The sequence below is a fragment of the Colwellia sp. C2M11 genome (genome assembly GCF_018860915.1).
In the GTDB taxonomy this organism is placed as follows: Bacteria; Pseudomonadota; Gammaproteobacteria; order Enterobacterales; family Alteromonadaceae; genus Colwellia.
Genome location: NZ_JAHKQD010000015.1, coordinates 101,673 through 123,388, shown reverse-complemented (window position 1 = coordinate 123,388; position 21,716 = coordinate 101,673). Strand labels below are relative to the sequence as shown.

Below are 21,716 nucleotides of genomic sequence, written 5' to 3'. Positions count from 1 at the left end.
AAACATATTTGTTATAACCAATAATTCTCAGGAGAAAATAAATGAGCATTCGTCCATTACATGATCGCGTAATTGTAAAACGTAAAGAAGTTGAATCTAAATCAGCCGGTGGCATTGTGCTAACAGGCAGTGCAGCAGAAAAATCAACTCGCGCTGAAGTCGTGGCTGTTGGTAAGGGTCGTATTTTAGAAAATGGTGATGTACGCCCATTAGACGTAAAAATTGGTGACCAAGTAATTTTCTCTGAAGGTTACGGTATGAAAGCTGAGAAAATTGACGGCGAAGAAGTATTGATCCTTTCAGAATCAGACATTTTAGCAATTGTTGAGTAAGCTCAATAATTAAGTATTTAATTTGATGTAGAGCATTGCTCCATCTAAATTCACAAAAAATAGGAAGAAATAACATGGCTGCAAAAGACGTATTATTTGGTAACGACGCTAGAGTAAAAATGCTTAGAGGCGTAAACATTTTAGCTGACGCGGTAAAAGTAACATTAGGCCCTAAAGGTCGTAACGTAGTATTAGACAAATCTTTTGGTGGTCCAACGATCACTAAAGATGGTGTAAGTGTTGCTAAAGAAATTGAACTTGAAGACAAGTTTGAAAACATGGGCGCACAAATGGTGAAAGAAGTTGCTTCTAAAGCCAATGATGAAGCAGGTGATGGTACAACTACTGCTACTGTTTTAGCTCAAGCTATTGTTAATGAAGGTTTAAAATCGATTGCTGCGGGTATGAACCCAATGGATCTTAAGCGTGGTATCGATAAAGCAGTAATCGCTGCTGTTGCTGCATTAAAAGACCTTTCTTCACCAGTAACTGATAATAAAGCTATTGAGCAAGTAGGTACTATTTCTGCTAACTCTGATGAAACTGTTGGTAAAATCATTGCAACAGCAATGGATAAAGTAGGCACTGAAGGTGTTATTACTGTTGAAGAAGGTCAAGCGCTAACTGATGAGCTTGATGTTGTTGAAGGTATGCAGTTTGATCGTGGTTACTTATCACCTTACTTTATGACTAACCAAGAAAGTGGCACGGTTGAATTAGAAAATCCATTCATTCTACTTGTTGATAAAAAAGTTGCGAACATTCGTGAATTATTAACGACTTTAGAAGCCGTTGCTAAAGCAGGTAAACCTTTACTTATTATTGCTGAAGATGTTGAAGGCGAAGCATTAGCAACATTAGTTGTTAACAACATGCGCGGTATTGTGAAAGTTGCAGCCGTAAAAGCACCAGGTTTTGGTGATCGTCGTAAAGCAATGTTACAAGATGTAGCTACGCTAACAGGCGGTACTGTTATTTCTGAAGAAATCGGTATGGAACTTGAAAAAGCAACATTAGAAGATTTAGGTCAAGCTAAGCGTGTAATCATTTCTAAAGACAACACCACTATTATTGATGGCGTTGGCGAGGAAGCTGACATTCAAGCACGTGTTGCTCAAATTCGTGGTCAAATTGAAGACTCTTCTTCAGATTACGATAAAGAAAAACTGCAAGAACGTTTAGCTAAATTAGCTGGCGGTGTTGCCGTCATCAAAGTTGGCGCAGCCACTGAAATGGAAATGAAAGAGAAAAAAGCCCGTGTTGAAGATGCATTACATGCAACTCGTGCTGCGGTAGAAGAGGGCGTTGTTGCCGGTGGTGGTGTAGCACTTGTGAGAGTTGCTGAAACTATTAAAGATCTTGAGGGTATTAACGAAGATCAAACACACGGTATTAACGTGGCTATTCGTGCAATGTCTGCTCCATTACGTCAAATTGCAACTAACTCAGGTGACGAAGCATCAGTTGTGTTAAATGAGGTACGTAACGGTAAAGGTAACTATGGTTATAATGCCGGTAACAGCTCTTATGGTGATATGTTAGAAATGGGTATTCTTGACCCAACTAAAGTAACGCGTTCAGCACTTCAGTTTGCTGCATCTGTTGCTGGTTTAATGCTAACTACCGAAGCTATGATCACAGATGCACCAGTTAAAGATGCTGGCGCTCCTGCAATGCCTGATATGGGCGGCATGGGCGGTATGGGGGGGATGGGAGGCATGATGTAAATCATGCTTGATTAAATCGCCTACTTCTGCGTTGCTTAATTGCTCGTTTAAGAAACACTAAACGTCGCAATTAAGCGCCTTGAATTAGACAATTTACTCTACGCATCACCCTGATGTTCTAAAGCCCAAATAGTAGTATTTGGGCTTTTTGTTATCTTGCTTGCTCTGATATGCGCTTATTGTTTATAAACAACACCTGCTTTCATCACAAAAGGTATATTTTCTAAAGTACTAATGTCTTCTAAAGGGTTACCTTTAACAGCAATTATATCACTCGCGAATCCCTTTTTAATTTGCCCTAGCTCTTTATCCATTTTTAATAATCTAGCACTGTTAATGGTAGCCGCTTGAATAGCTTGTAACTCAGTCATACCAAATTTAACCATGCGAGAAAACTGCTTTGCGTTATCGCCGTGAGGGTAAATAGCCGCATCAGTACCAAACACCATTTTTACACCTGCTTTTACCGCACGACTAAAACTATCGCGCTGCTTTTTAGATACCTGACGTTCTTTATTTAAGTTCTCTTCGTCAACCCCATTTTGCTCACCATAGGTGAGGGTGTACTCAGTATTATAAATATCCATAGAAAACCAGGTGCCATGTTTTAAAGCGAGTGTAATTGCTTCATCATCTAAAAAGCTAACGTGTTCTACACTATCTACACCCGCTTTTATTGCGGCTTTTATTCCACTTGTGCCATGAGCATGTGCAGCAACGGGTAGGTCACGCATATGAGCTTCTTCCACAATTGCTGTCATTTCAGCTAGTGAATATTGTTGTACACCGACTTTTGTTCCTTTTGAGAATACACCACCGGTTGCACAAAATTTAATGGCATTAGCACCGTACTTAATGTTTTCACGTACTTTAATACGCACATTCCAAGGACCATCTGCAACACCTTCAGCTGTATGTTTTAGCTCTGGAGGTAAGCGATTATTATCACAATGTCCGCCTGTTATACCAAGTGATGGACCAGCAGCCCAAATGCGTGGACCAACAATATCTCCTGCGTTAATTCCATCACGTACTGCTATTACGCTATAGCCTGCAGCTCCGACATTTCGAACAGTGGTAAAACCAGCCTCTAATGTTTTCTTGGCAAAGTAAGATGCTTTAATTGCCATGCGAGGGACAGACTGTCCTAAGCGTTCACTTCGAGATACAGTAGGATCACTGGTTAAATGTACGTGCATATCCATTAAGCCAGGGATTAACGTAAGTTCAGGTAATTGAATATATTCATCACTTTCTTTAATCGAAGGTTTTTTATTGCGTTCAACGGCTATGATTTTTCCATTATCAATCGTTACTAGAGGAGATGTGATGAGTTTACCGTTTTGCACGTCAAGCATGGCTTTTGCTGTAATGTAAGTAACGGCATGTGTTTGTAAGCTAGTAATACACAATAATGCAAGGGAAGTTGATAATAATGTTTTTTTCATAAATTTTTTCTTATAGGGCAATTTTATTCGTTTAAATGTAGCAAAGCACTATATCTATAGCTATGTAAATGTTGGATAAAGGAAGGTGGTTTATTTATTGTTCTTAAATATCAATAGAATAGGATAGAAGAATATAATTAACCTATCAGGTAAATTTAATTCATTTATATTGCCTTTTTAAACGGAACATTAATCGGTAGACTCAATATCTTTAATAAAGTCGAAGATCTGAGGAATGATTTAATGTTTAAACCGAGCACATTGGCGTTGGCTGTTTCAGGGGTATTATCTGGAACAATACTGATTCCAAGCACTGTTTTTGCACAAGAAAAAACAGTTGTAGAAGATAAATCATTAGAAATAATTCAAGTAAGCGCGACACGAAGAAGTGGCAGTGTACAAGAAGCTCCTCTAAATATTACTGCGCTTGATGGTGACCTATTGGCTAATCAAAATATCAGCGAATTAGCTGATGTTGCTCGTTGGGTTCCGGGTTTAAACATTACAGACCAAGGTGGTCGTTCAGGATCTCCTATTATAGTACGCGGTTTAAATACTAATTCATCAGGACCTGATTCAGATGGTGGTACCGTTGCAACCTATATTAATGAAATACCTGTTGCCATTGATATGCGTTTAGTTGATGTTGAACGCGTTGAAGTGCTTATTGGGCCACAAGGTACATTATATGGAGCCGGTACTTTAGGTGGCGCGATTCGTTATATTTTAAAAGCCCCTGAACTTGATTATACGTCTGGTGAGATATACGGTGATTTATTCCAAAATAAAGAGAGTGATTCTTTAGGTGGTGAAGGCGGTTTTATTTTTAACATGCCGCTGATTGATGACGAACTTGCTGTTCGTGCAAGTTTAAATATATATGAAGATCCCGGTTTTATTGACTACAACTATGTGTTGAGTGAACCAGGTGTATCTCTACCGGATCCTGATTGGACTGATAGCGAAGCTGTTAATGATAATTTAACACAAGCAACAGATGCTAATGGTGAAACGACTACATCTGCACGTATTTCTGTGCGATGGAAGCCAAGTGATGTATTTGAAGGTACATTAAACTATTTTTACCAAAATCAAGACAGTGAAGGTCGTTCAATTGTTCATTACAATTCACTGAGTGCAGATAACGGATTAAGTGGTTTAGTGGGGAAATATGAATCAGCTTATCGTTATCAAGAGCCACGTGAGAAAGAAGATCAATTACTTAGCTTAGAATTAAAAGCTGATTTAGGCTTTGCAGAGTTAGTATCTGCTACTGGTATATCAAGCTTTGAGGCGGATGGTCAACGCGATCAAACAGATTTATTAATTCGTTTAGATTATGGTTATGAAGAGTTTCCAGCGTTTTCAGCGTTTACACGTGAAGAAGAAGAACAAGATACGTTTACTCAAGAGTTACGCTTAGTATCAAAATCTGAAAGTGATTTTAGCTGGATTGTTGGTTTGTATTATAACAAACTTGAATTAGATGCCACTAGTAAGGAATTTACTCCAGGATTTGGTCAGTTTGCTGTTGATGAGTTTGGTGGTGATCAAATTCGTCCTGACGAACTTGAGTATTTCTCTGTAGATAACAGTGAAATAACAGAGTCGGCTATATTCGGTGAGTTGGCTTACCAAGTGACAGAAAAACTCAATGTGACTTTAGGGGCTCGATTTTATAAATATGAAATCGAGGCTGAGTCGGCGGTAGATTTTCCATTATTTAATACAGTATTCGGTGGCGCTGGCCCAGATGATATAAGCCTAATATTTGAAGAGAATAATGCAAAAGATGACGGAAACTTATTAAAATTTAATGCTAAATATCAATTTACAGATACTGTTATGGCTTATGCAACGGTCAGTGAAGGTTATCGCATTGGTGGTTCTAACGCGATAGTCGTATGTCCAGACCCTTTACCTGCAAATCAATCGGGTTGTGTTCAAGCAGATAACAAACTTTATGATGCTGATACAACCACAAACTATGAACTTGGTTTCAAGAGTACGTGGTTGAAGAATAAACTACATTTTAATGCTGCCATCTTTAATGTAGATTGGGAGGATGCACAAGTTAGTGGTGCAACAGAGGTTGGCCAATTGCCGTTTATTTCAAATGCTGGTTCAGCTAATGCGAAAGGATTAGAAGTTTCAAGTCGCGCAATAATAAGTGATTCACTTACCGCTTTTGCAACATATGCTTATACTAAAGCTGAGTTAACTACCGATGCGCCATTCCTGTTTAATACTGACGGTACTGATGGTGCTGAAGATGGCGATAGACTTCCAGGGTCTCCTGAACATCAGTTTTCATTAGGTATCAACTATCAAACAGAAGTGTTTGACGATAAAGTGCTTGATATTAACTATGGCTTAACAGCGCAAAGTGATGCCATTACTAAAGTAGGATTACATGATAATGGCGAAAGCTTATCCGGTTATGCTTTAAGTAATATTTCAGCTAAGTTAACAGCTGATAATTGGTCGACTACTTTTTATGTTGATAATTTATTTAACAAATATGCAGTTACGTCGGTACGCCGTTCAAATGCTGACATCACTACAGCGAATGGCACAGAAATTCAACGTAATTATGGTTATTTTATAAACAGGCCATTAACTGTTGGTGTTAAATTCAATTATAAATTTGAAATATAGTTTATAATTAAGTTAACAAAAAAGGCTCAAATTTATTTGAGCCTTTTTTATTTTGTAACCTATAACAGTAAGTTCTACATAGTAAAAATATGGAAATACGCTTAAAACAACTTCATCAAAATGCGATACGCGATCTTAATCAAGGTAATATACAACAGGCGCACAAAGCGCTGGTTGAATTAGTGACGCTTAAACCAGATTTTGCCGATGGATATTTTTTGATGGCGATGGTTAATTTACGTGTTGGACAAATTAAAAAAGCAATTGGTTTACTAGAAAGAACACTATCATTTGGTGATAGTCGGATAGAATATACCGCTCAATTAGCAAAGTGTTATGCAATTACAGGGCAATTAGAGCTTGCTAAAAAAACAGCATTAAGAATTCCACTAAATAGTATAACACTTGCTTTGGATGCTGATACTTTAGGTGTAGCATTAACTCAAGTTGGGTTACATGAATACGCTGTAGAATATTTTGAGCGTGCCTTAACGCTATGTGATACCGATAAACCACAATATTCGCAGTTTTATTATAACTATGGCGTGTGCGCTAAATTCCTAGGTTTATTTACAAAAGCAGAAAGGGCATTTGAACAGGCTATTATACTCAATCCTTTGCACCATCAGAGCCACTTCGCCCTTGCTGATCTAACGAAAGCTAATGTAGATAAAAATCATATAGCAAGATTAGAAAAAATAGCAAAGCAGGTATCAAGTCCTGATGCTCTACTGCATATCGGTCATGCACTTGCAAAAGAATATCAAGATATAGGTGACTTTAATTCGGCCTATTTAGCATTACTGCAAGGAAAGATGGCAAAACATCATCAAGCACCATTTGATAATAATACTTCTAATGAGTTATTTGAGCACATTAAAAAACTGAGTGAAGATAATCAACAGCTTAAAAGTACAGGTAATCCAACATGTGAACCTATCTTTGTATTAGGTATGCCACGTTCAGGAACAACCCTTGTTGAGCGAATTTTATCAAGTCATAGCGATGTGCAATCGGCAGGTGAATTACAAGACTTTGGTTTATGTGTAAAGAAGCTGACTCAAACGCCTTCGCCGCATGTGCTCGATATAGAAACACTTAACCAAGCATACTTACTAAACTACGAACAGTTAGGAAGTAGTTACTTACAATCTACGCGTGTAGTAACTGGAGGAAGTAAACACTTTATAGATAAATTACCATTTAACTTTTATTATATCGACTTAATCACCAAAGCTTTACCAAATGCTAAAATTATTTGTTTGTTACGAGATCCTATGGATACCTGTATTGGCAATTATCGTCAGTTATTTTCAATTAATAATCCTTACTATAGTTATTCGTTAAATTTACTCGATACTGCCAAGTTTTACAGTCGTTTTCATAAACTCGTTGAGCACTTTCAATCACTTCATAACACTATTAAGCTAGTAAAATATGAAGAGTTAGTGGCGAACCCCGATCAAGAAATAAAAAGCTTAGTGGAATTTTGTGATATAGAATGGCAACACGCTTGTATCGATTTTCATTTAAATGATGCTCCAGTTTCTACGGCAAGCAAAGTACAAGTTCGCCAGCCCCTTAATAATAAAGCTATAGGTCGTTGGCGCGCATTTAAACCTCATACAGATGAAATAGAAAAGTACTTGATAAATAAAGGGGTTATAAAAAGTTAGTTTTAAGTTTAACTAAAGGAGCTATTCGATATCTAATGTCATCACTTCTTTTATGTCATCACTAGTAAAACCTTTGCGTGATAAATAAGCATAGGCCTTAGATTTGTCTTTGTAATCAGATAAATCGTATTTCTTTTTAGCCAATTGCTCTTTACAACTTTGGTGAAAGTCGATGTCTCCGGCCAGGGTCAGTTGGTATAGGGTTTCTTCAAACTCACTCACATCAATAAGGTTTTGCTTGAGTTCATTAAGGATAAGCGTTTGTCCTTTGCCTTTTCGGTATAACTTCATAATTTCAGTGGCAAGCTCAGCTTTTTCAGCTTTTATTGCCATTTTACTGCGTAATGTTGCCTGGGCTGGGTGTTGTGATAACGCTTGATCTATCTGTGAGCGAGAAAAGCCTCGGGTTGTCATTTGAGCGTAAACTTTTTCCTTGCTCGTTCCTTCAAACGTTATATAGCGAGACTGTAGCCGATTACTTGCCATTTCATTGAAATTAATATCTTGTTCTTCAACCACTTGCTCGATTGCTTTTTCAATATCACTTGACGATATCCCACGCATTTTTAATTTGTGTTGTACCGCAGCTTTTCCTATTTCATTGTTAAATGCAGACTCGCAATAACGTATGGTAAATTCAAGGTTATTTTTTAAATAGCCACGCTCTATAAGCTGGGTAATAACAGTCTCTATCCATTCAATGTTTTCCGTTTTTCGCTCTAACTTGCTACGAATTTCAGCAATAGTAAAATCTTGTTGGCTTAGATGCCAATAGGCACTATTGAATACGTTGTCGATATTTTTTGCTTGTCGAAGTGGTGGTCGTTGCATAGGTCAAATCTTAATTTTAATGTTAGCAGCGTCAGTTTAGCAGAAGCTTACGAGCATTAAAAAAATGCTAATAAGTTTAGGTGTAAATATCGTTAATTACCAATATAGCTAATTAACGGTATTCGATAAGTTTTTATCTAATACTTTTATCTAATATAACGGGACCTGTTCCTTGTGCCGATAATTTGTCATCTTCATTGTAGAGCGGACAACTTTTCATAGATAAGCAACCACAGCCTATGCAGCCCGTTAGGTAGTCTCTCATATTTTCCATATAACGAATTCTATCATTCAACTCTTGCTGCCAATTTAAGGCTAGTACCGACCAATCATCAGCAGTGGGTGTTCTATTATCTGGCAAAGTTGATAAAGCTTGTTTGATATTTGCTAAACTTATGCCCATTTTTTGTGCTGCTTTGATCAATGAAACTCGCCGCAACACTTCTTTTTTATATCGACGTTGGTTACCTTGATTTCGCAAGCTGTGAATTAAGCCTTTCTCTTCATAAAAGTGCAGTGCTGATACTTTCACACCGCATCGCTTTGCGACTTTCCCTACCGTTAAATTTGCTTCTTCCATATTGCCTCCAAAATAAATGAATAAAACACTTTACCTCAACTTAGCTTGAGGTTTTATAGTGGCATCATCTTTAAGAAATAGGAAGTAAGAAATATGAGGTTAGAACATATAAATTTAGTAGTCAGCGACATTAAAGAGTCACTGCGTTTTTATCAAGCAGCGTTACCACATTGGAAAATTAGAAGTGAAGGGGTTAATCAGTGGTCTGGTATAGAGCGTAATTGGCTGCATTTTGGTGATGATTATCAATACATTGCGCTGAATGATAATGGCATTGGTGAAAACCGTGATTTAAGTGGTCATCAAGTTGGGCTAGCGCATTTTTCGTTTGTAACAAATAACCTTGAGGCGGTAATTCTTCGTTTAAAAAAAGTTGGCTTTGAAATAGCTAAACCGGGGGCTGTTAATACGTTTAGAAAAAATGTTTATTTTTTAGACTCTAATGGTTATGAAATTGAATTTGTTCAATATTTGAGTGATTTACCAGAAGAGCGAAATAATGATGATTAGTGCTTTACTTTCGTTGAGCGACGCTGAACTTAATAAATTTATAACTATGATACCGGACATTAGGAACGATAGATGACAGATACTATTGCTGTTTTTGCTAGCGCAAGATCAAATGGAAATACTAAAAAATTAATAGATTGGATTAGTGGCGAGTTAGCTATTGATGTAATTGATCTTTCAGAAAAAAATATTTCTCCTTACGATTATAAGCATAACAATGCTAATGATGATTTTATGTCGGTGATGAATAACATTTTACAGTATAAAAAAATCATTTTTGCTACACCTATTTATTGGTACGCTGCTAGCGCGCAGATGAAAGTTTTTATTGATAGAACGACTGATTTATTAGAGCGGGAAGAATTAAAAGACTTTGGGCATCAGTTGCGTAATAAAACCAGTTATGTGGTTTGTACATCGGCGAGCATAGAGGCTGATTGTGATTTTTTAGCTACATTTAGTAAGACATTTGATTATTTAGGGATTGATTATCAAGGCTATATCCATGCCGATTGCCAAAATGGCTTTATTGCCGATAAATATAGTGCAGATGTTGTTGAGTTTATTAAGCTGGTTAGATATGAAGCTTGTTAAATGGTAAGTCTGAAATAAAGTAACTCTGATTGTGCCAATACTTTAAAACTTAGATGCTGTAAGTATTGGCACAATATTAACGTTTTCTTATTCATGTTATAGTTGAGCGATAGAATCCCGATTGATAAGTGCTGGTTCAAAAGAGTGATTAATTGTTAAGTTTTTCTGTTGATAAACATTTTTTAAAACTAATTTTGCCGCCATATGTCCCATGTCATAAACAGGGTTATCAATTGTTGTTAGTTTTGGGTAAATGTGGCGCGAAAAGATAATATTATCAAAGCCTATAATGGATAAATCTTGCGGTAAGGCAAAGCCATGTTCGCGCGCATAAGTCATTGCCCCTGAGGCCATTTCATCATTAGCACAAACTAAAGCTGTGAAAGCCAGTTTTTTAGTTAAAAACTGTTTAAGTCCGGCTTTACCACCCGTTTCTTTGAAGTCTCCTTCAAAATATAGTTCGTCATTGAATGCTAAGTTATGTTCAGAAAGAGCACGTTTATGACCTATAAGTCTGTCTTTTGAATCAGGCTTAAATTTTGGACCAGAAATGTAAGCAATTTGAGTATGCCCTTTATCAATAAGTGCTTTAGCGGCAAGGTAGCCGCCAAGTTCATTATCTAGATAAATACAATTTTCTTCTAGTTCAGGGATTATTTTACTCATGAAGTAGATGGGCGTACTGCCTTTTGAAAGGTTGATGATATACTCATCAGTCAAACCTTCTAGATGGACGATCAACGCATCACAATTACGAGAGATTAAAAAGTCGATGCCTTCTTTTTCTCTATCTTCTTCACTGTGTCCAGTGGTGATAATAACGTGCTTACCTGCCGCTCTTAGTTCAGATTCAATACCTGCCATCATCTGACCAAAGAAGGGGCCATGCAATTCAGAAACTAAAATACCAACGCTGTTTGTACGGTTAGAGGCTAACGATTGAGCAATAGAATTCGGGCGGTAACCTAGTTCTGACATAGCTTCTTCAACTTTCTTACGTGTTTTGTCACTAACGCGAGTATTATTATTAATAACACGTGAAACCGTAGCTAGTGAAACACCTGCCAAGCTTGATACTTCATAAATTGTCGCCATGTTAACCTTACAATATGTGATCCGTCATTAAATGATGGCTTCAAAAAAAAAGCGATTTTAGCATAATAAACAAAGCTTAAACTAGTTGAATCTATATGACTCTATAATAAATAATTACAGAGCCTAGCGAGAGTTCTCATGCGCTCACACTAAGGCTCGCCTTTTAGTTAAATCATCACTAATCTGTTTATTGTTGGTACTTGAAAGAGGGTAAATCATCATTAATGCAGCACCTGCGAATGCGAATGCAGCAGGAATCCAACTCATCAGTAATTGCATACCTGGTAAAGATGCTTCAATAGTTGATTTATCCATGCCATCGTAGCCATAACCAGCAAGCACCACTAACACCAGCGCACCAGCAAAGCCGCCACCGGTTTTTTGAACAAAAGTGCCGGCAGAATAAATTAAACCTGTCGCACGACGTCCATTTTTCCACTCAGAGTAATCGGCTGAATCACCTAGCATGGTGAAATATAACGTTGGCATGATGGCTGCGAAAAATTCAGCAACTCCGCCTAACACAAAAATAGCCGTAAGGTTACCTCGAGGCACCCAATAAAAAGCTGCTGTTAGCATGCCACTTAGTATAAGTGACACAATAAATAATTTACGTTTACCTAATTTTTTTGCTAAATAACTTGTTGATAATGCTCCTAATATAGAGGCTAGTAATAATATAACAAAATACTTTCCTGCTAACAGTTCACTTCCTACATGGTATTTAAAGTAGTAGGCAATAGTGCCATATTTAATGCCGTTAAATAGCATGGTTATAAAGCCCATACCAAGTAATATTAACCAAGGTTTGTTGGTTAATAAATCAACCATATCTCTTTGTGTACCACTTAAATCCTCTGGGGTATTATTGAGTAACTTCTTAATAATTAGCCACATGGAACCCATTATTATCACGAAAAATATTCCGCTATAGAGGTCTCGATAATAGAAGAATAATGTCATGGCTAATAACGGTAGAATAATAAAAGGAAGGTTTTTACTTAAGTCAATTAATTCAGATTTTAGGTTATTAGATTTATCAAGGTTGGGTATTACACGTTCTTTTGTTGTAGCGAATGTTGTCACCATTAATAAAATTAAAATTACGGCAAAAAGATACATAGTATATTGATAACCTTGAGCATCATTACCAGCACCAAAATAAGCAACTAAATCAGGTAGAAACCCCATTACAAGTAATCCACCTGCAAATGCACCCGCAAAACGGAAACCGGATAAGCTAGTTCGTTCAGTATCACTTGGTGTCATTACTCCCATTAAGGCGGAATAGGGCACGTTATTTACTGTATAGGCAAGCGTTAAACCTATGTAGGTAATATAGGCATAAACCAACTTTCCTGTATAACTTAAATCCGGTGTGGTAAAGCTTAATACCATGAATAATGCTAATAAGGGGGTTGACCATAATATCCAAGGCCTAAACTTCCCCCAACGAGTTGTGGTCCTGTCTGCGATCATCCCCATAATAATGTCGGTTACCCCATCAGACAGGCGTACCACCAAAAATAACATGGCAGCGGCTGCTGCGGTTAGGCCAAAAGTATCAGTATAAAAAACGGCTAAGTAGGCTAAAGCGCCACGCCAAACTAAGTTAGCTGCGGCATCGCCCATGGCGTAACCTATTTTTTCGTAAAAGGGGAGTTTAGTCATCTGATTACCTATCATTTTTATTTTTGGATTCAGGATTGATCATTTTATTCTTTAGTTGGGCTAGTTATTACAATGTAATATTGAGGAAACTAGCGAGAACCTTCAGTTTATCTACAAGTTATTAATGCTTTATATGCTAAACCACTATTTTTAATTGTTCTTACTTGGCTATCGTAATCCACATAAACAATACCAAAACGTTTTAAGTAGCCTTCAGCCCATTCAAAATTGTCCATTAAGCTCCAAGCAAAATATCCTTTTATATCTACACCATGCTCTATCGCGTCATTAATAGCATTTAAGTGAAGCTGATAATATTCTATCCGATCAGTGTCGTTAACTACGCCTTCAACTATTTTGTCATCAATAGCTGCACCATTTTCAGTGATATAAATTGGTGGTAAGGTGTATTTTTCATTTAATGAAACTAATAACTCATTTAAGGCTTTTGGGTATATTTCCCAGCCAATATCTGTTCTTGGTTCAGGTGGCTCTATCTGAAAAAAATGTTCTTTGTCGTCAGCACGGTATATAGCACGTGTATAAAAGTTAACACCTAAAAAGTCTGTTGGATGAGAAATAATAGCCATATCCCCGTCTTTAATATCAGGCTGATGTTCAGTCGGTAATTGCGCTAATATGCTAGGGTATTCACCATCGTATATTGGCTTAATATACCATTGATTAAAATAATCGTCTGCAAATTCAGTGGCTACTTTATCCGCTTGCGAATCAGATTCTGGATAACAAGGCGTAAAGTTAAGAACAATGCCATTTTTGGATTTTGGACTGTTTTTTGTTAAGACAGCCATGGCTAAACCATGAGCAAGTAATAAATGATGAGCAGCCTTTCTACCAAACTCTTTACCTACTTTTCCTGGCGCGTGAATACCTACTTCATAGCCTAAAAATGAACTACAAAAAGGTTCGTTAAGGGTTGCATAAGAATAAACACGATCGCCAAAAGCTTGGCTAATTAGATTTACATAATCTCTAAATTTATAAGCGGTTTCTCTATTTAACCAGCCACCTTCATCTTCTAGGTGTTGTGGTAAATCCCAATGATAAAGCGTTACAAAAGCTTTGATGTTTTTGGCTTTTAGTGCATCCAGAATAGCTAAATAGTAATTAACACCGTCTGGGTTTAATTCTCCTGACTTTGTCATAACTCTTGGCCAAGAAATTGATAAACGGTATGCGTCAACGCCAAGTGATTCAATTAACGCTATGTCTTGTTGCCATAAATTAAAATGGTCACATGCTATTAAACCGTTAGAGCCATCAATAACTTTGTTGGGGGTGTTACAAAATGTATCCCAAATGCAGGGTAATCGATCATCTGCACCACCTTCTATTTGAAATGAAGCTGTTGCTACACCATAGATAAAATCTTTTGTCAGCATTGCTGAATTGAGGGGAAGAGATAGTTTAGCTGTCATTGTAAATTGTACCTACATAGTAAAGTTTATTCGGGTAACTTGTCTTCACCCTTAACGAAATACGCTGTTAAAACACTTGATAAAATAGTTTAGATCGTTTCTAATCAACAAATGAAAGCGCTTACATTTAAGGTTAGTGGTTTCTGTAACCTAGGTCAACCACTTTATTTATTATTCTGTTTATTTGTTTCTAACAGTTTGATATTGAAAGTATCGTTTTGAAATATTGATATACGTAAACACAGCTAAGTATTGTTTAAAGCTACTGCTAAATTACTTAGTGATAATACTTATAAGAAAATTTACGAGGGGAAATTATGACAATACTATCAAGTTCGCCAGGTTCAACGGCAAATATAAATTCGCAACACAAGCCCGATTATCGGTTTGCCTTAACATCTCTGACATCGCTTTTTTTTATGTGGGGTTTTATTACTTGTTTAAATGATATTTTAATACCTCATTTAAAAGGGGTTTTTTCGTTAACTTATAGCCAAGCAATGTTGATACAGTTTTGCTTTTTTGGTGCCTACTTTCTTGTTTCTTTACCAGCAGGAGTGATCGTTAAAAAGCTCGGTTATCAGAAGGGTATTGTTGGTGGATTAGTGATCGCTGCTATTGGTTGTTTATGTTTTTATCCTGCGGCAGCTATGCACAGTTATTCTATATTTTTAATGGCTTTATTTGTACTGGCTAGCGGTATTACATTATTACAAGTGTCGGCTAATCCTTATGTTAGCATGTTAGGCGAAGCTAAAACGGCATCCTCTCGATTAAATATGACTCAAGCGTTTAATGCTTTGGGTACTACCGTGGCACCCTTTTTTGGTGCTTTTTTAATATTAAATCAAGCGGCAGAGTCTCTTTCACCACAAGCTTCCGCTGAGTCTGTTCAAATGCCTTATATTTTTCTCGCTGCGATGTTACTAACACTGGCTGCTATTTTCATTTGGTTAAAGCTACCAGACTTATCATCAGTGGAAGCTGAGCAGCAAATAAACATTACCGATAAGGAAGGTAGTGCATGGCAATATAGTCACTTGGTGCTAGGCGCTATAGGTATTTTTGTTTATGTTGGCGCTGAAGTTTCCATTGGGAGTTTTTTGGTTAGCTTTTTCGCCGATCCAACAATTGCAGGGTTAGAAGAATCTCAAGCTGCAAAGTATATTGCGTACTATTGGGGTGGGGCTATGGTAGGACGCTTTATTGGTGCGGCAGTAATGCAAAAGGTTTCTGCAGGTAACGTCTTGTTTTTCAATGCTAATGTTGCAGTGATTCTGATTGTCTTAGCTGTTTTTTCCTCTGGTACACTTGCTATGGTCTCGATTTTATTTGTTGGGTTATGCAATTCAATTATGTTCCCAACTATTTTTAGTTTAGCTATTCAAGGGTTAGGAAAACACACTAGCCAAGGCTCTGGTATTTTATGCTTAGCAATTGTCGGTGGTGCGATAATTCCGCTATTTCAAGGCATGTTAGCTGATAATATCGGAGTGCAACTTTCATTTTTATTGCCTATTGTGTGTTATTTATTTATTGCTTATTACGGAATATTTGGCAGTAAGATCAAGCAATAGCTGAACAAGTCATTATTCTGATACACAATTGTGAGAATATTCATCATTAAATGAGAAAGACATCATGCAAAAATTAATAACACAATAAAGAACTAAAATGACTATGTTGAGGTTGGTAGTAATCTCAATGCTAGCAGGCTGTAATGAAGATAATGTCGACTTATCAATGGGCTGTGGTGATGTTTGCCAAGGCTAAGTTGATATAATATAAGCCTTATTGGCATTAAAAGTGGAGTAATGGAGTACTTAAATATAGGTTTACAGTGTTTTGAAAAAATGGGACTAAACTGGCGAAAGCAACACTGCCATTTGCGTTATCTATCGCGTTAAAACTGACGATCGATTTGATTAATGTTGCTCTCAATAAAAAAGATATTGATGCGGTTAATGCCTCTTATGATTAAGCGAAGGCTTCAGTTATTAGAACATAATGGTGTATTTTACCTTTAATCATTATGAATAAGGCAGGCTTTTTCTGTTCTATATTCCTGTATTTGCAGTGAGAGCGGCAAGCACAAGGAAACTAAGTTTACACAAGGTCGACCTAAGCGGTAAACTTAGTTTTCTCTTTCTAATCGCAAATAAGTCTACTGGTTTTAGGCCTTACAATATTTATCTAAAAACTCTGCGTGACTAGGTAACTTCTCAACAGCATTAGCAATTGATTTTTTCATGCTATGCATAAAGTGCTCTAATTCCTTATCATTCATTACTTCAGCTATTGTATGATATTGTTCTGGTATTATTCCTTGGCCAATTAATACTTGAGTCCATGAATCAACCCTGAATATATCTCCATCATCTAAAAATACACGACCAGTTTCTTTAAACAGCTTTATTTTATGCTGTAAAGAAGGAGGAATTTCCATTGTTTTACAATGTAACCAGAAATCAGTATCTTCGCGTTCGGTTGTTTTATAGTGTAAAACAATAAAATCACGAACAGCATTTAGCTCTGAATCAAGCTTACTATTGTATTCGTCAATAGTTGATTGGCAGATGCCTTCAAATGGAAACAAACGTAATAAGCGGATCACACCAGACATTATTAAATGAATACTTGTTGATTCCAGCGGTTCGATAAAACCACTTGATAAGCCTAAAGCGACACAATTTTTATTCCAACCCTTGCGACGTCGACCGGTGTTAAATTTTATCACTCTAGGCTCGGTAATCATTTCCCCTTCAATATTCTGTTTCAATGTTGCTATTGCTTCTTCGTCGGAGCAATACTTACTACAGAAAACAAGCCCGTTACCAACACGATTTTGCAAAGGTATTTGCCATTGCCAACCACTATTATGTGCAATGGAGCGGGTATAGGGTTTTGGCGCTGATACTGTTTTAGTTTGCACTGCTACAGCACTATCACAAGGTAACCAATGCGACCAATCATCAAATCCAGTATGAAGCGCTTGTTCAATTAAAAGTCCACGAAAGCCGGTACAATCGATAAAGAAATCGCCTTCTACCACTTGCCCTGAGGCTAAAGTGAGTGAACTTATATTCCCCGTTTTACTATCTTTATTGACTTGTTGAATCTTTCCTTCGAGACGAGTAACCCCTAAATTCTCACTAAATTTTCGTAAATATTTTGCATACAGGGTAGCGTCAAGATGGTAAGCATAATTTATTGGAGCATTATTTAATAATGCGAATTTATTTGCTTTTGCTGCTTGTAGCTCATAACAATAATCACCAAAGTCGGCCTTTATTCCTTTACGAAGACCATGTAACCAAAAATGGTGAAATTCACCAGCCCAACACTCTTTACCTGTGGCGCCAAAAGAGTGAATATATTTTGAATTTTGCAGACCCCAGTTTTCAAATTCTATACCGAGTTTAAAAGTAGCGTTGGTTGCTCGCATTATTTCTTGTTCATTAATGCCAAGTAATTTGTGAAATGTTTTGATCGGAGGTATTGTGGCTTCTCCTACGCCAACAGTAGAGATTTCATCTGACTCAACTAATGTGATATTTAGGTTCTTTCCGATCAGTTTTGCAAATGCTGCTGCTGCCATCCAACCTGCCGTGCCACCACCAGCAATTACAACATTTTTTATTTTATCTTTCATGGTTCATTACCTCTTTCATCAACTGTTCCCTTAGCTCTAGGATAAACAAACAAAATACTTGTTGGGTTATTTGATTGTTCAATACTGGGCGATAGCTATAATTCCTCTGATAATCCAGCTAGCTAGTCTTGTGCCGATAAGCGTAATTTCTTGATAATTTTGTCTAAACGACTTTCTATAGAGTATTAGAATTACTGCTATGCGTAAAATAATAAATGCCGTGTAAATACACAGCATTTATAAGATCTAGCTAATGAACTGAATTACATTAAGTTAGAAAGTATAGCGAGCACCTATCGCATAACGCGCTTCTTGCTCAGCTAAATTCCATAGTTGTACTGCTGTACGGCCATGAATTCGAGTGTCTTCGCCAGTAATGTTGATTCCTTCTATAAAGACAGACATATTTTCATTCACTTGATAAGCTACATTAAAGTCAATTTGGGCATACTCTTCAGTATAAGCTGGCTCATTAATGTATCTGGCTTGTGAATTTAAGAAGTCATCACGCCAGTTGTAGGCTAATCTTGCTTGAAAATTATCTTTTTCATACATTAATACTAGGTTGGCAGTATCACTTAAACCAACAAGTGCAAACTGAGTTATTTTTGGATCTGCATTGTTATCAAAGCCAACGTCACCAGATACGGTTGTGTAGTTTGCTTGAATGCCAAAGCCTGTTTCGCCAAAGAAGTGTTGTACTGCTATTTCAAAGCCGTTGATCTTAGCTTCTTTATTGTTAACAAACTTAGTTACAGTAAAGTCCATTAAAGGATCATCGCTATTTGGCATAACATCATAATCTACTTCAAACTGTTCAGCTGGCATTGAAAAATAATCAACATTATTTTCAGTTGCAGCCACCATGGCAAATAAGTTGCTATCAGTTAACTCTTCACCTAATTCAGCTAAGGCTAACATCGCTGCTTGAGCACGAGGGCCAGCAGTTGCATCACGTAAACCGTAAACATTTTCTACAACTGGTTGACGACCTGCAAAGTTACTAACGCGTTTTTCATAGTAACCAATTGACACATAACTTGTATCGTCAAAATACCATTCAGCTGATAAGTCAATGTTATCTGATTCTAGTGGTACTAAACCTGGATCACCACTAGATGCTGTACCTAGTTGAGCACCTGGTAAAGTGGTAGGGGCAGAAGGGCCACTAACATCAGCTGCCGCTGCACTTAATTGATCATAAGTAGGACGCGCAATGGTTTTACTGAAAGAGAAACGTGTTACTACGTTATCTATAACTTCTATATCAAAATCAAAGCTTGGTAATATGTGATCGTATCCAGCTTTGGCTGAGAAGTCTTGCATTCCTTCGCCAAAACGTACGTTAAAATCTTGGTTACCTTCCCATGCTACGGCATTGGGTAGGGCAACATTAGCTGAAGAGGTGATATCCGTACTTTCAAAGCGTAAACCAGCAGAGATATTGTATGGACGACCGCCTAGTTCACCAGCAAGATCAAGTTGGAAAAATGCAGCGGTAATATCTTCTTTTATTGTACGGTTAGTTGCTGCTGCACCATTGGCTATGAAATCAAACCCATATGCTCCCGCAGCCCACTCACCGACTTGCGAAGCGCTACCAGTAAAGCCTTGATTAAAAGCACCACTTTTATCAAAGTCATTAATTTCACTAGTAAAGTCAATTGGTGTTAAATAGTTATCCGGTAATTCACCCGGGTTTTCAATGCCCCAGTTACCCATAGTGTGGCGTGTTAAACTTTGTATAGAATGACTTTCCATAGATCGAGATTCAATACCAAATTCTATGCTACCTTCTTCGAACTGGTAAGCACCAATAACACGAAATTCATCAATTTCAGTTTTTTGAGATGAAGCACGCATATCAAGTATTGAAGTACCTACGTCATCTTGATCAAGGATACCATTACAGTTTAAGCCTCTACGTTCATCACAATCATCAAAATCAACATGCATAATTGGATATTCTTTACTATAGTCAACACTTTGACCTGCAACTATGTTTGCACCTAAGCCTGTATTTACCCATGATCCATATGGCGCATCAGGAGCGCTCTCAGCACTTGAGCTGTGACCATCAAAAGTTAACGTGAAATAATCATTAACATCGTATTGAATGTTTAAACCAATTGAATCATTTTCGTTAACTTGGTTAAGTTCTTGTAATGCTAAGCCTAAATCTCTTGGTGCTTGATCTCTACGTTCTTCGTTAAAATCTACCGGAGTAGTTGATATTTGATCATCAAAACCTAAGCTGGTTTTATATACGTCCATCCAAATAGATTGCTCAGCACGTGCTTGAAAAGTATCTTGTTTTGAATAAGTATAATCTAGTGTTGCTGTTAGTGCTTCAACGGGTCTAAATTGTAAGGTTAATTGAGCATTCGTACGTTCGCGTTCTTGATCAGAAATAAAGTATCGTAAATCTGATGGCATTGAATAAACTTGTCCAATATCTGGTTCATTAATAAGTTGAATATCACTTGCTGCTTGCGGAATTGTGCCATCATAAAGACTAGTTCGCCATTCGTTGACAAAAGCACCTGAAGTCGAGCTATCGCGTTTTTGTGAGTTTACTGATAGGGAAGCACCAAACTTTTCTTCATCATCAGTCCAGCTGAATAAGCCTGATAACTCTGGCGTAACATCATTACCCACACGATTACTTGTATCTATTAGGGCTTTCGCACCAACACTAACATGCGTACCTGGATTATCTAGTGGTTTACCCGTTACTATATTAATAACAGCACCAATACCACCAGTCGCTGTGTTAGCCCTACCTGTTTTATAAACTGAAACCGATTTAACCGCATCGGAAGCTAGATTTGAGAATTCAAAGGCGCGTGAGTTTGATACACCACCACCACCAGGTAGGCTTGATGCTGGCATAGTACGGCCATTTAATGTGACCATGTTGTAATCTGGGCCGAAACCACGGACTGTTACTTTACTTCCTTCACCATTGTCTCGGTCAATAGAAACACCGGTAATACGTTGCAGTGATTCAGCTAAGTTCGTATCCGGGAACTTACCAATATCTTCTGCTGAAATAGCGTCAACTACACCAGAAGCATCACGTTTGAGTCGTGTTGATTCTTTTATACTTGAACGCATACCTGTAACAGTAATAACTTCTACGCTATCTTCAGCTTGGCTTACTTCTTCTGCCGATATAGCAGGCAGTGCTGTAGCACCTAATATTAACGATAAGCTTGTTGCTACTTTTGTTTTAATAAATCTTTTCTGATTCATGACTTTCTCCCACAAGTTTACATATTTTATAATTATTTATTTTAGTAAACGCTCCATTTGTTATATCAGTATCGTGTGTAAGAGGATATATTACAAATAAATGAAAGCGCTTACATTGAAGTTAGAGTATTAAGTTAATAAGGTCAATAATTATTTTTATAATTCGATAATTTTTTGACAATATCTTTTAATAGTAAATTACTTTTATAAAATAAATTATATTATCTAATTTAAATAATTTATTTATA

15 protein-coding genes are annotated in these 21,716 nt (G+C 37.1%); 7 read left to right on the top strand and 8 right to left on the bottom strand.

Translation table 11 applies throughout. The features are described 5' to 3' along the window. The first annotated feature begins 41 nt into the window (after positions 1-41). The gene (locus KO509_RS05180) at positions 42-332 is read left to right on the top strand and encodes a co-chaperone GroES (RefSeq protein WP_215972217.1); all 291 of its coding nucleotides are present in this window, start codon (positions 42-44) and stop codon (positions 330-332) included. Between the two features lie 74 nt (positions 333-406). Further along, positions 407-2,059 carry a chaperonin GroEL gene (groL, locus tag KO509_RS05175; protein WP_215972216.1) on the top strand — a complete coding sequence of 551 codons (1,653 nt, stop codon included), beginning with the start codon at positions 407-409 and terminating at the stop codon, positions 2,057-2,059. A gap of 176 nt (positions 2,060-2,235) precedes the next feature. Here the strand turns inward: groL and KO509_RS05170 are convergent, their stop codons facing one another. Then, the gene (locus KO509_RS05170) at positions 2,236-3,507 is read right to left on the bottom strand and encodes an amidohydrolase family protein (protein WP_215972215.1); all 1,272 of its coding nucleotides are present in this window, start codon (positions 3,505-3,507) and stop codon (positions 2,236-2,238) included. Positions 3,508-3,750: 243 nt separating this feature from the next. On the opposite strand from KO509_RS05170, the gene KO509_RS05165 reads away from it, so the two are divergent. Both KO509_RS05165 and KO509_RS05160 read left to right on the top strand, forming a co-directional pair. Continuing rightward, a complete protein-coding gene (locus KO509_RS05165) occupies positions 3,751-6,165 on the top strand; it encodes a TonB-dependent receptor (protein WP_215972214.1) in 2,415 nt (804 codons plus the stop codon). A gap of 89 nt (positions 6,166-6,254) precedes the next feature. After that, positions 6,255-7,841, top strand: a complete 1,587-nt coding sequence (locus tag KO509_RS05160; protein WP_215972213.1) for a sulfotransferase — start codon at positions 6,255-6,257, stop codon at positions 7,839-7,841. A 21-nt stretch (positions 7,842-7,862) separates the two neighbouring features. On the opposite strand, the gene KO509_RS05155 is transcribed toward KO509_RS05160, so the two are convergent. Both KO509_RS05155 and soxR read right to left on the bottom strand, forming a co-directional pair. Next, positions 7,863-8,672: a RecX family transcriptional regulator gene (locus tag KO509_RS05155; protein WP_215972212.1), complete on the bottom strand. Its 810-nt coding sequence runs from the start codon at positions 8,670-8,672 to the stop codon at positions 7,863-7,865. 133 nt (positions 8,673-8,805) lie between these two features. Then, the gene (soxR, locus tag KO509_RS05150; RefSeq protein WP_215972211.1) at positions 8,806-9,252 is read right to left on the bottom strand and encodes a redox-sensitive transcriptional activator SoxR; all 447 of its coding nucleotides are present in this window, start codon (positions 9,250-9,252) and stop codon (positions 8,806-8,808) included. Positions 9,253-9,345: 93 nt separating this feature from the next. Here soxR and KO509_RS05145 point away from each other — a divergent pair, with 93 nt between their 5' ends. Then, positions 9,346-9,762: a VOC family protein gene (locus tag KO509_RS05145; RefSeq protein WP_215972210.1), complete on the top strand. Its 417-nt coding sequence runs from the start codon at positions 9,346-9,348 to the stop codon at positions 9,760-9,762. A 72-nt stretch (positions 9,763-9,834) separates the two neighbouring features. Beyond that, the gene (locus KO509_RS05140) at positions 9,835-10,356 is read left to right on the top strand and encodes an NAD(P)H-dependent oxidoreductase (RefSeq protein ID WP_215972209.1); all 522 of its coding nucleotides are present in this window, start codon (positions 9,835-9,837) and stop codon (positions 10,354-10,356) included. A 96-nt stretch (positions 10,357-10,452) separates the two neighbouring features. On the opposite strand, the gene KO509_RS05135 is transcribed toward KO509_RS05140, so the two are convergent. The 3 genes from KO509_RS05135 to KO509_RS05125 form a co-directional block, all read right to left on the bottom strand. Continuing rightward, on the bottom strand, positions 10,453-11,451 hold the full coding sequence (locus KO509_RS05135; protein ID WP_215972208.1) for a LacI family DNA-binding transcriptional regulator: 999 nt from the start codon (positions 11,449-11,451) through the stop codon (positions 10,453-10,455). A gap of 144 nt (positions 11,452-11,595) precedes the next feature. Beyond that, positions 11,596-13,122 carry an MFS transporter gene (locus KO509_RS05130; protein ID WP_215972207.1) on the bottom strand — a complete coding sequence of 509 codons (1,527 nt, stop codon included), beginning with the start codon at positions 13,120-13,122 and terminating at the stop codon, positions 11,596-11,598. Between the two features lie 107 nt (positions 13,123-13,229). Beyond that, on the bottom strand, positions 13,230-14,561 hold the full coding sequence (locus KO509_RS05125) for a GH1 family beta-glucosidase (RefSeq protein WP_215972206.1): 1,332 nt from the start codon (positions 14,559-14,561) through the stop codon (positions 13,230-13,232). Positions 14,562-14,878: 317 nt separating this feature from the next. Here KO509_RS05125 and KO509_RS05120 point away from each other — a divergent pair, with 317 nt between their 5' ends. Beyond that, complete coding sequence (locus KO509_RS05120; RefSeq protein WP_215972205.1) at positions 14,879-16,138, top strand: sugar MFS transporter; 1,260 nt, start codon at positions 14,879-14,881, stop codon at positions 16,136-16,138. Between the two features lie 596 nt (positions 16,139-16,734). Here KO509_RS05120 and KO509_RS05115 read toward each other — a convergent pair. Both KO509_RS05115 and KO509_RS05110 read right to left on the bottom strand, forming a co-directional pair. Further along, the gene (locus KO509_RS05115) at positions 16,735-18,213 is read right to left on the bottom strand and encodes a tryptophan halogenase family protein (protein WP_215972204.1); all 1,479 of its coding nucleotides are present in this window, start codon (positions 18,211-18,213) and stop codon (positions 16,735-16,737) included. Between the two features lie 273 nt (positions 18,214-18,486). After that, a complete protein-coding gene (locus tag KO509_RS05110; protein WP_215972203.1) occupies positions 18,487-21,468 on the bottom strand; it encodes a TonB-dependent receptor in 2,982 nt (993 codons plus the stop codon). Positions 21,469-21,716 lie beyond the last annotated feature (248 nt).

Excerpts from the sequence above, each read along its gene's own strand:
- KO509_RS05120 (WP_215972205.1), top strand. The coding sequence starts at position 14,879 with ATGACAATACTATCAAGTTCGCCAGGTTCAACGGCAAATATAAATTCG.
- KO509_RS05125 (WP_215972206.1), bottom strand. The coding sequence starts at position 14,561 with ATGACAGCTAAACTATCTCTTCCCCTCAATTCAGCAATGCTGACAAAA.
- KO509_RS05130 (WP_215972207.1), bottom strand. The coding sequence starts at position 13,122 with ATGACTAAACTCCCCTTTTACGAAAAAATAGGTTACGCCATGGGCGAT.
- KO509_RS05170 (WP_215972215.1), bottom strand. The coding sequence starts at position 3,507 with ATGAAAAAAACATTATTATCAACTTCCCTTGCATTATTGTGTATTACT.
- KO509_RS05165 (WP_215972214.1), top strand. The coding sequence starts at position 3,751 with ATGTTTAAACCGAGCACATTGGCGTTGGCTGTTTCAGGGGTATTATCT.
- KO509_RS05135 (WP_215972208.1), bottom strand. The coding sequence starts at position 11,451 with ATGGCGACAATTTATGAAGTATCAAGCTTGGCAGGTGTTTCACTAGCT.
- KO509_RS05140 (WP_215972209.1), top strand. The coding sequence starts at position 9,835 with ATGACAGATACTATTGCTGTTTTTGCTAGCGCAAGATCAAATGGAAAT.
- KO509_RS05160 (WP_215972213.1), top strand. The coding sequence starts at position 6,255 with ATGGAAATACGCTTAAAACAACTTCATCAAAATGCGATACGCGATCTT.
- KO509_RS05115 (WP_215972204.1), bottom strand. The coding sequence starts at position 18,213 with ATGAAAGATAAAATAAAAAATGTTGTAATTGCTGGTGGTGGCACGGCA.
- KO509_RS05145 (WP_215972210.1), top strand. The coding sequence starts at position 9,346 with ATGAGGTTAGAACATATAAATTTAGTAGTCAGCGACATTAAAGAGTCA.
- KO509_RS05110 (WP_215972203.1), bottom strand. The coding sequence starts at position 21,468 with ATGAATCAGAAAAGATTTATTAAAACAAAAGTAGCAACAAGCTTATCG.
- KO509_RS05180 (WP_215972217.1), top strand. The coding sequence starts at position 42 with ATGAGCATTCGTCCATTACATGATCGCGTAATTGTAAAACGTAAAGAA.
- soxR (WP_215972211.1), bottom strand. The coding sequence starts at position 9,252 with ATGGAAGAAGCAAATTTAACGGTAGGGAAAGTCGCAAAGCGATGCGGT.
- groL (WP_215972216.1), top strand. The coding sequence starts at position 407 with ATGGCTGCAAAAGACGTATTATTTGGTAACGACGCTAGAGTAAAAATG.
- KO509_RS05155 (WP_215972212.1), bottom strand. The coding sequence starts at position 8,672 with ATGCAACGACCACCACTTCGACAAGCAAAAAATATCGACAACGTATTC.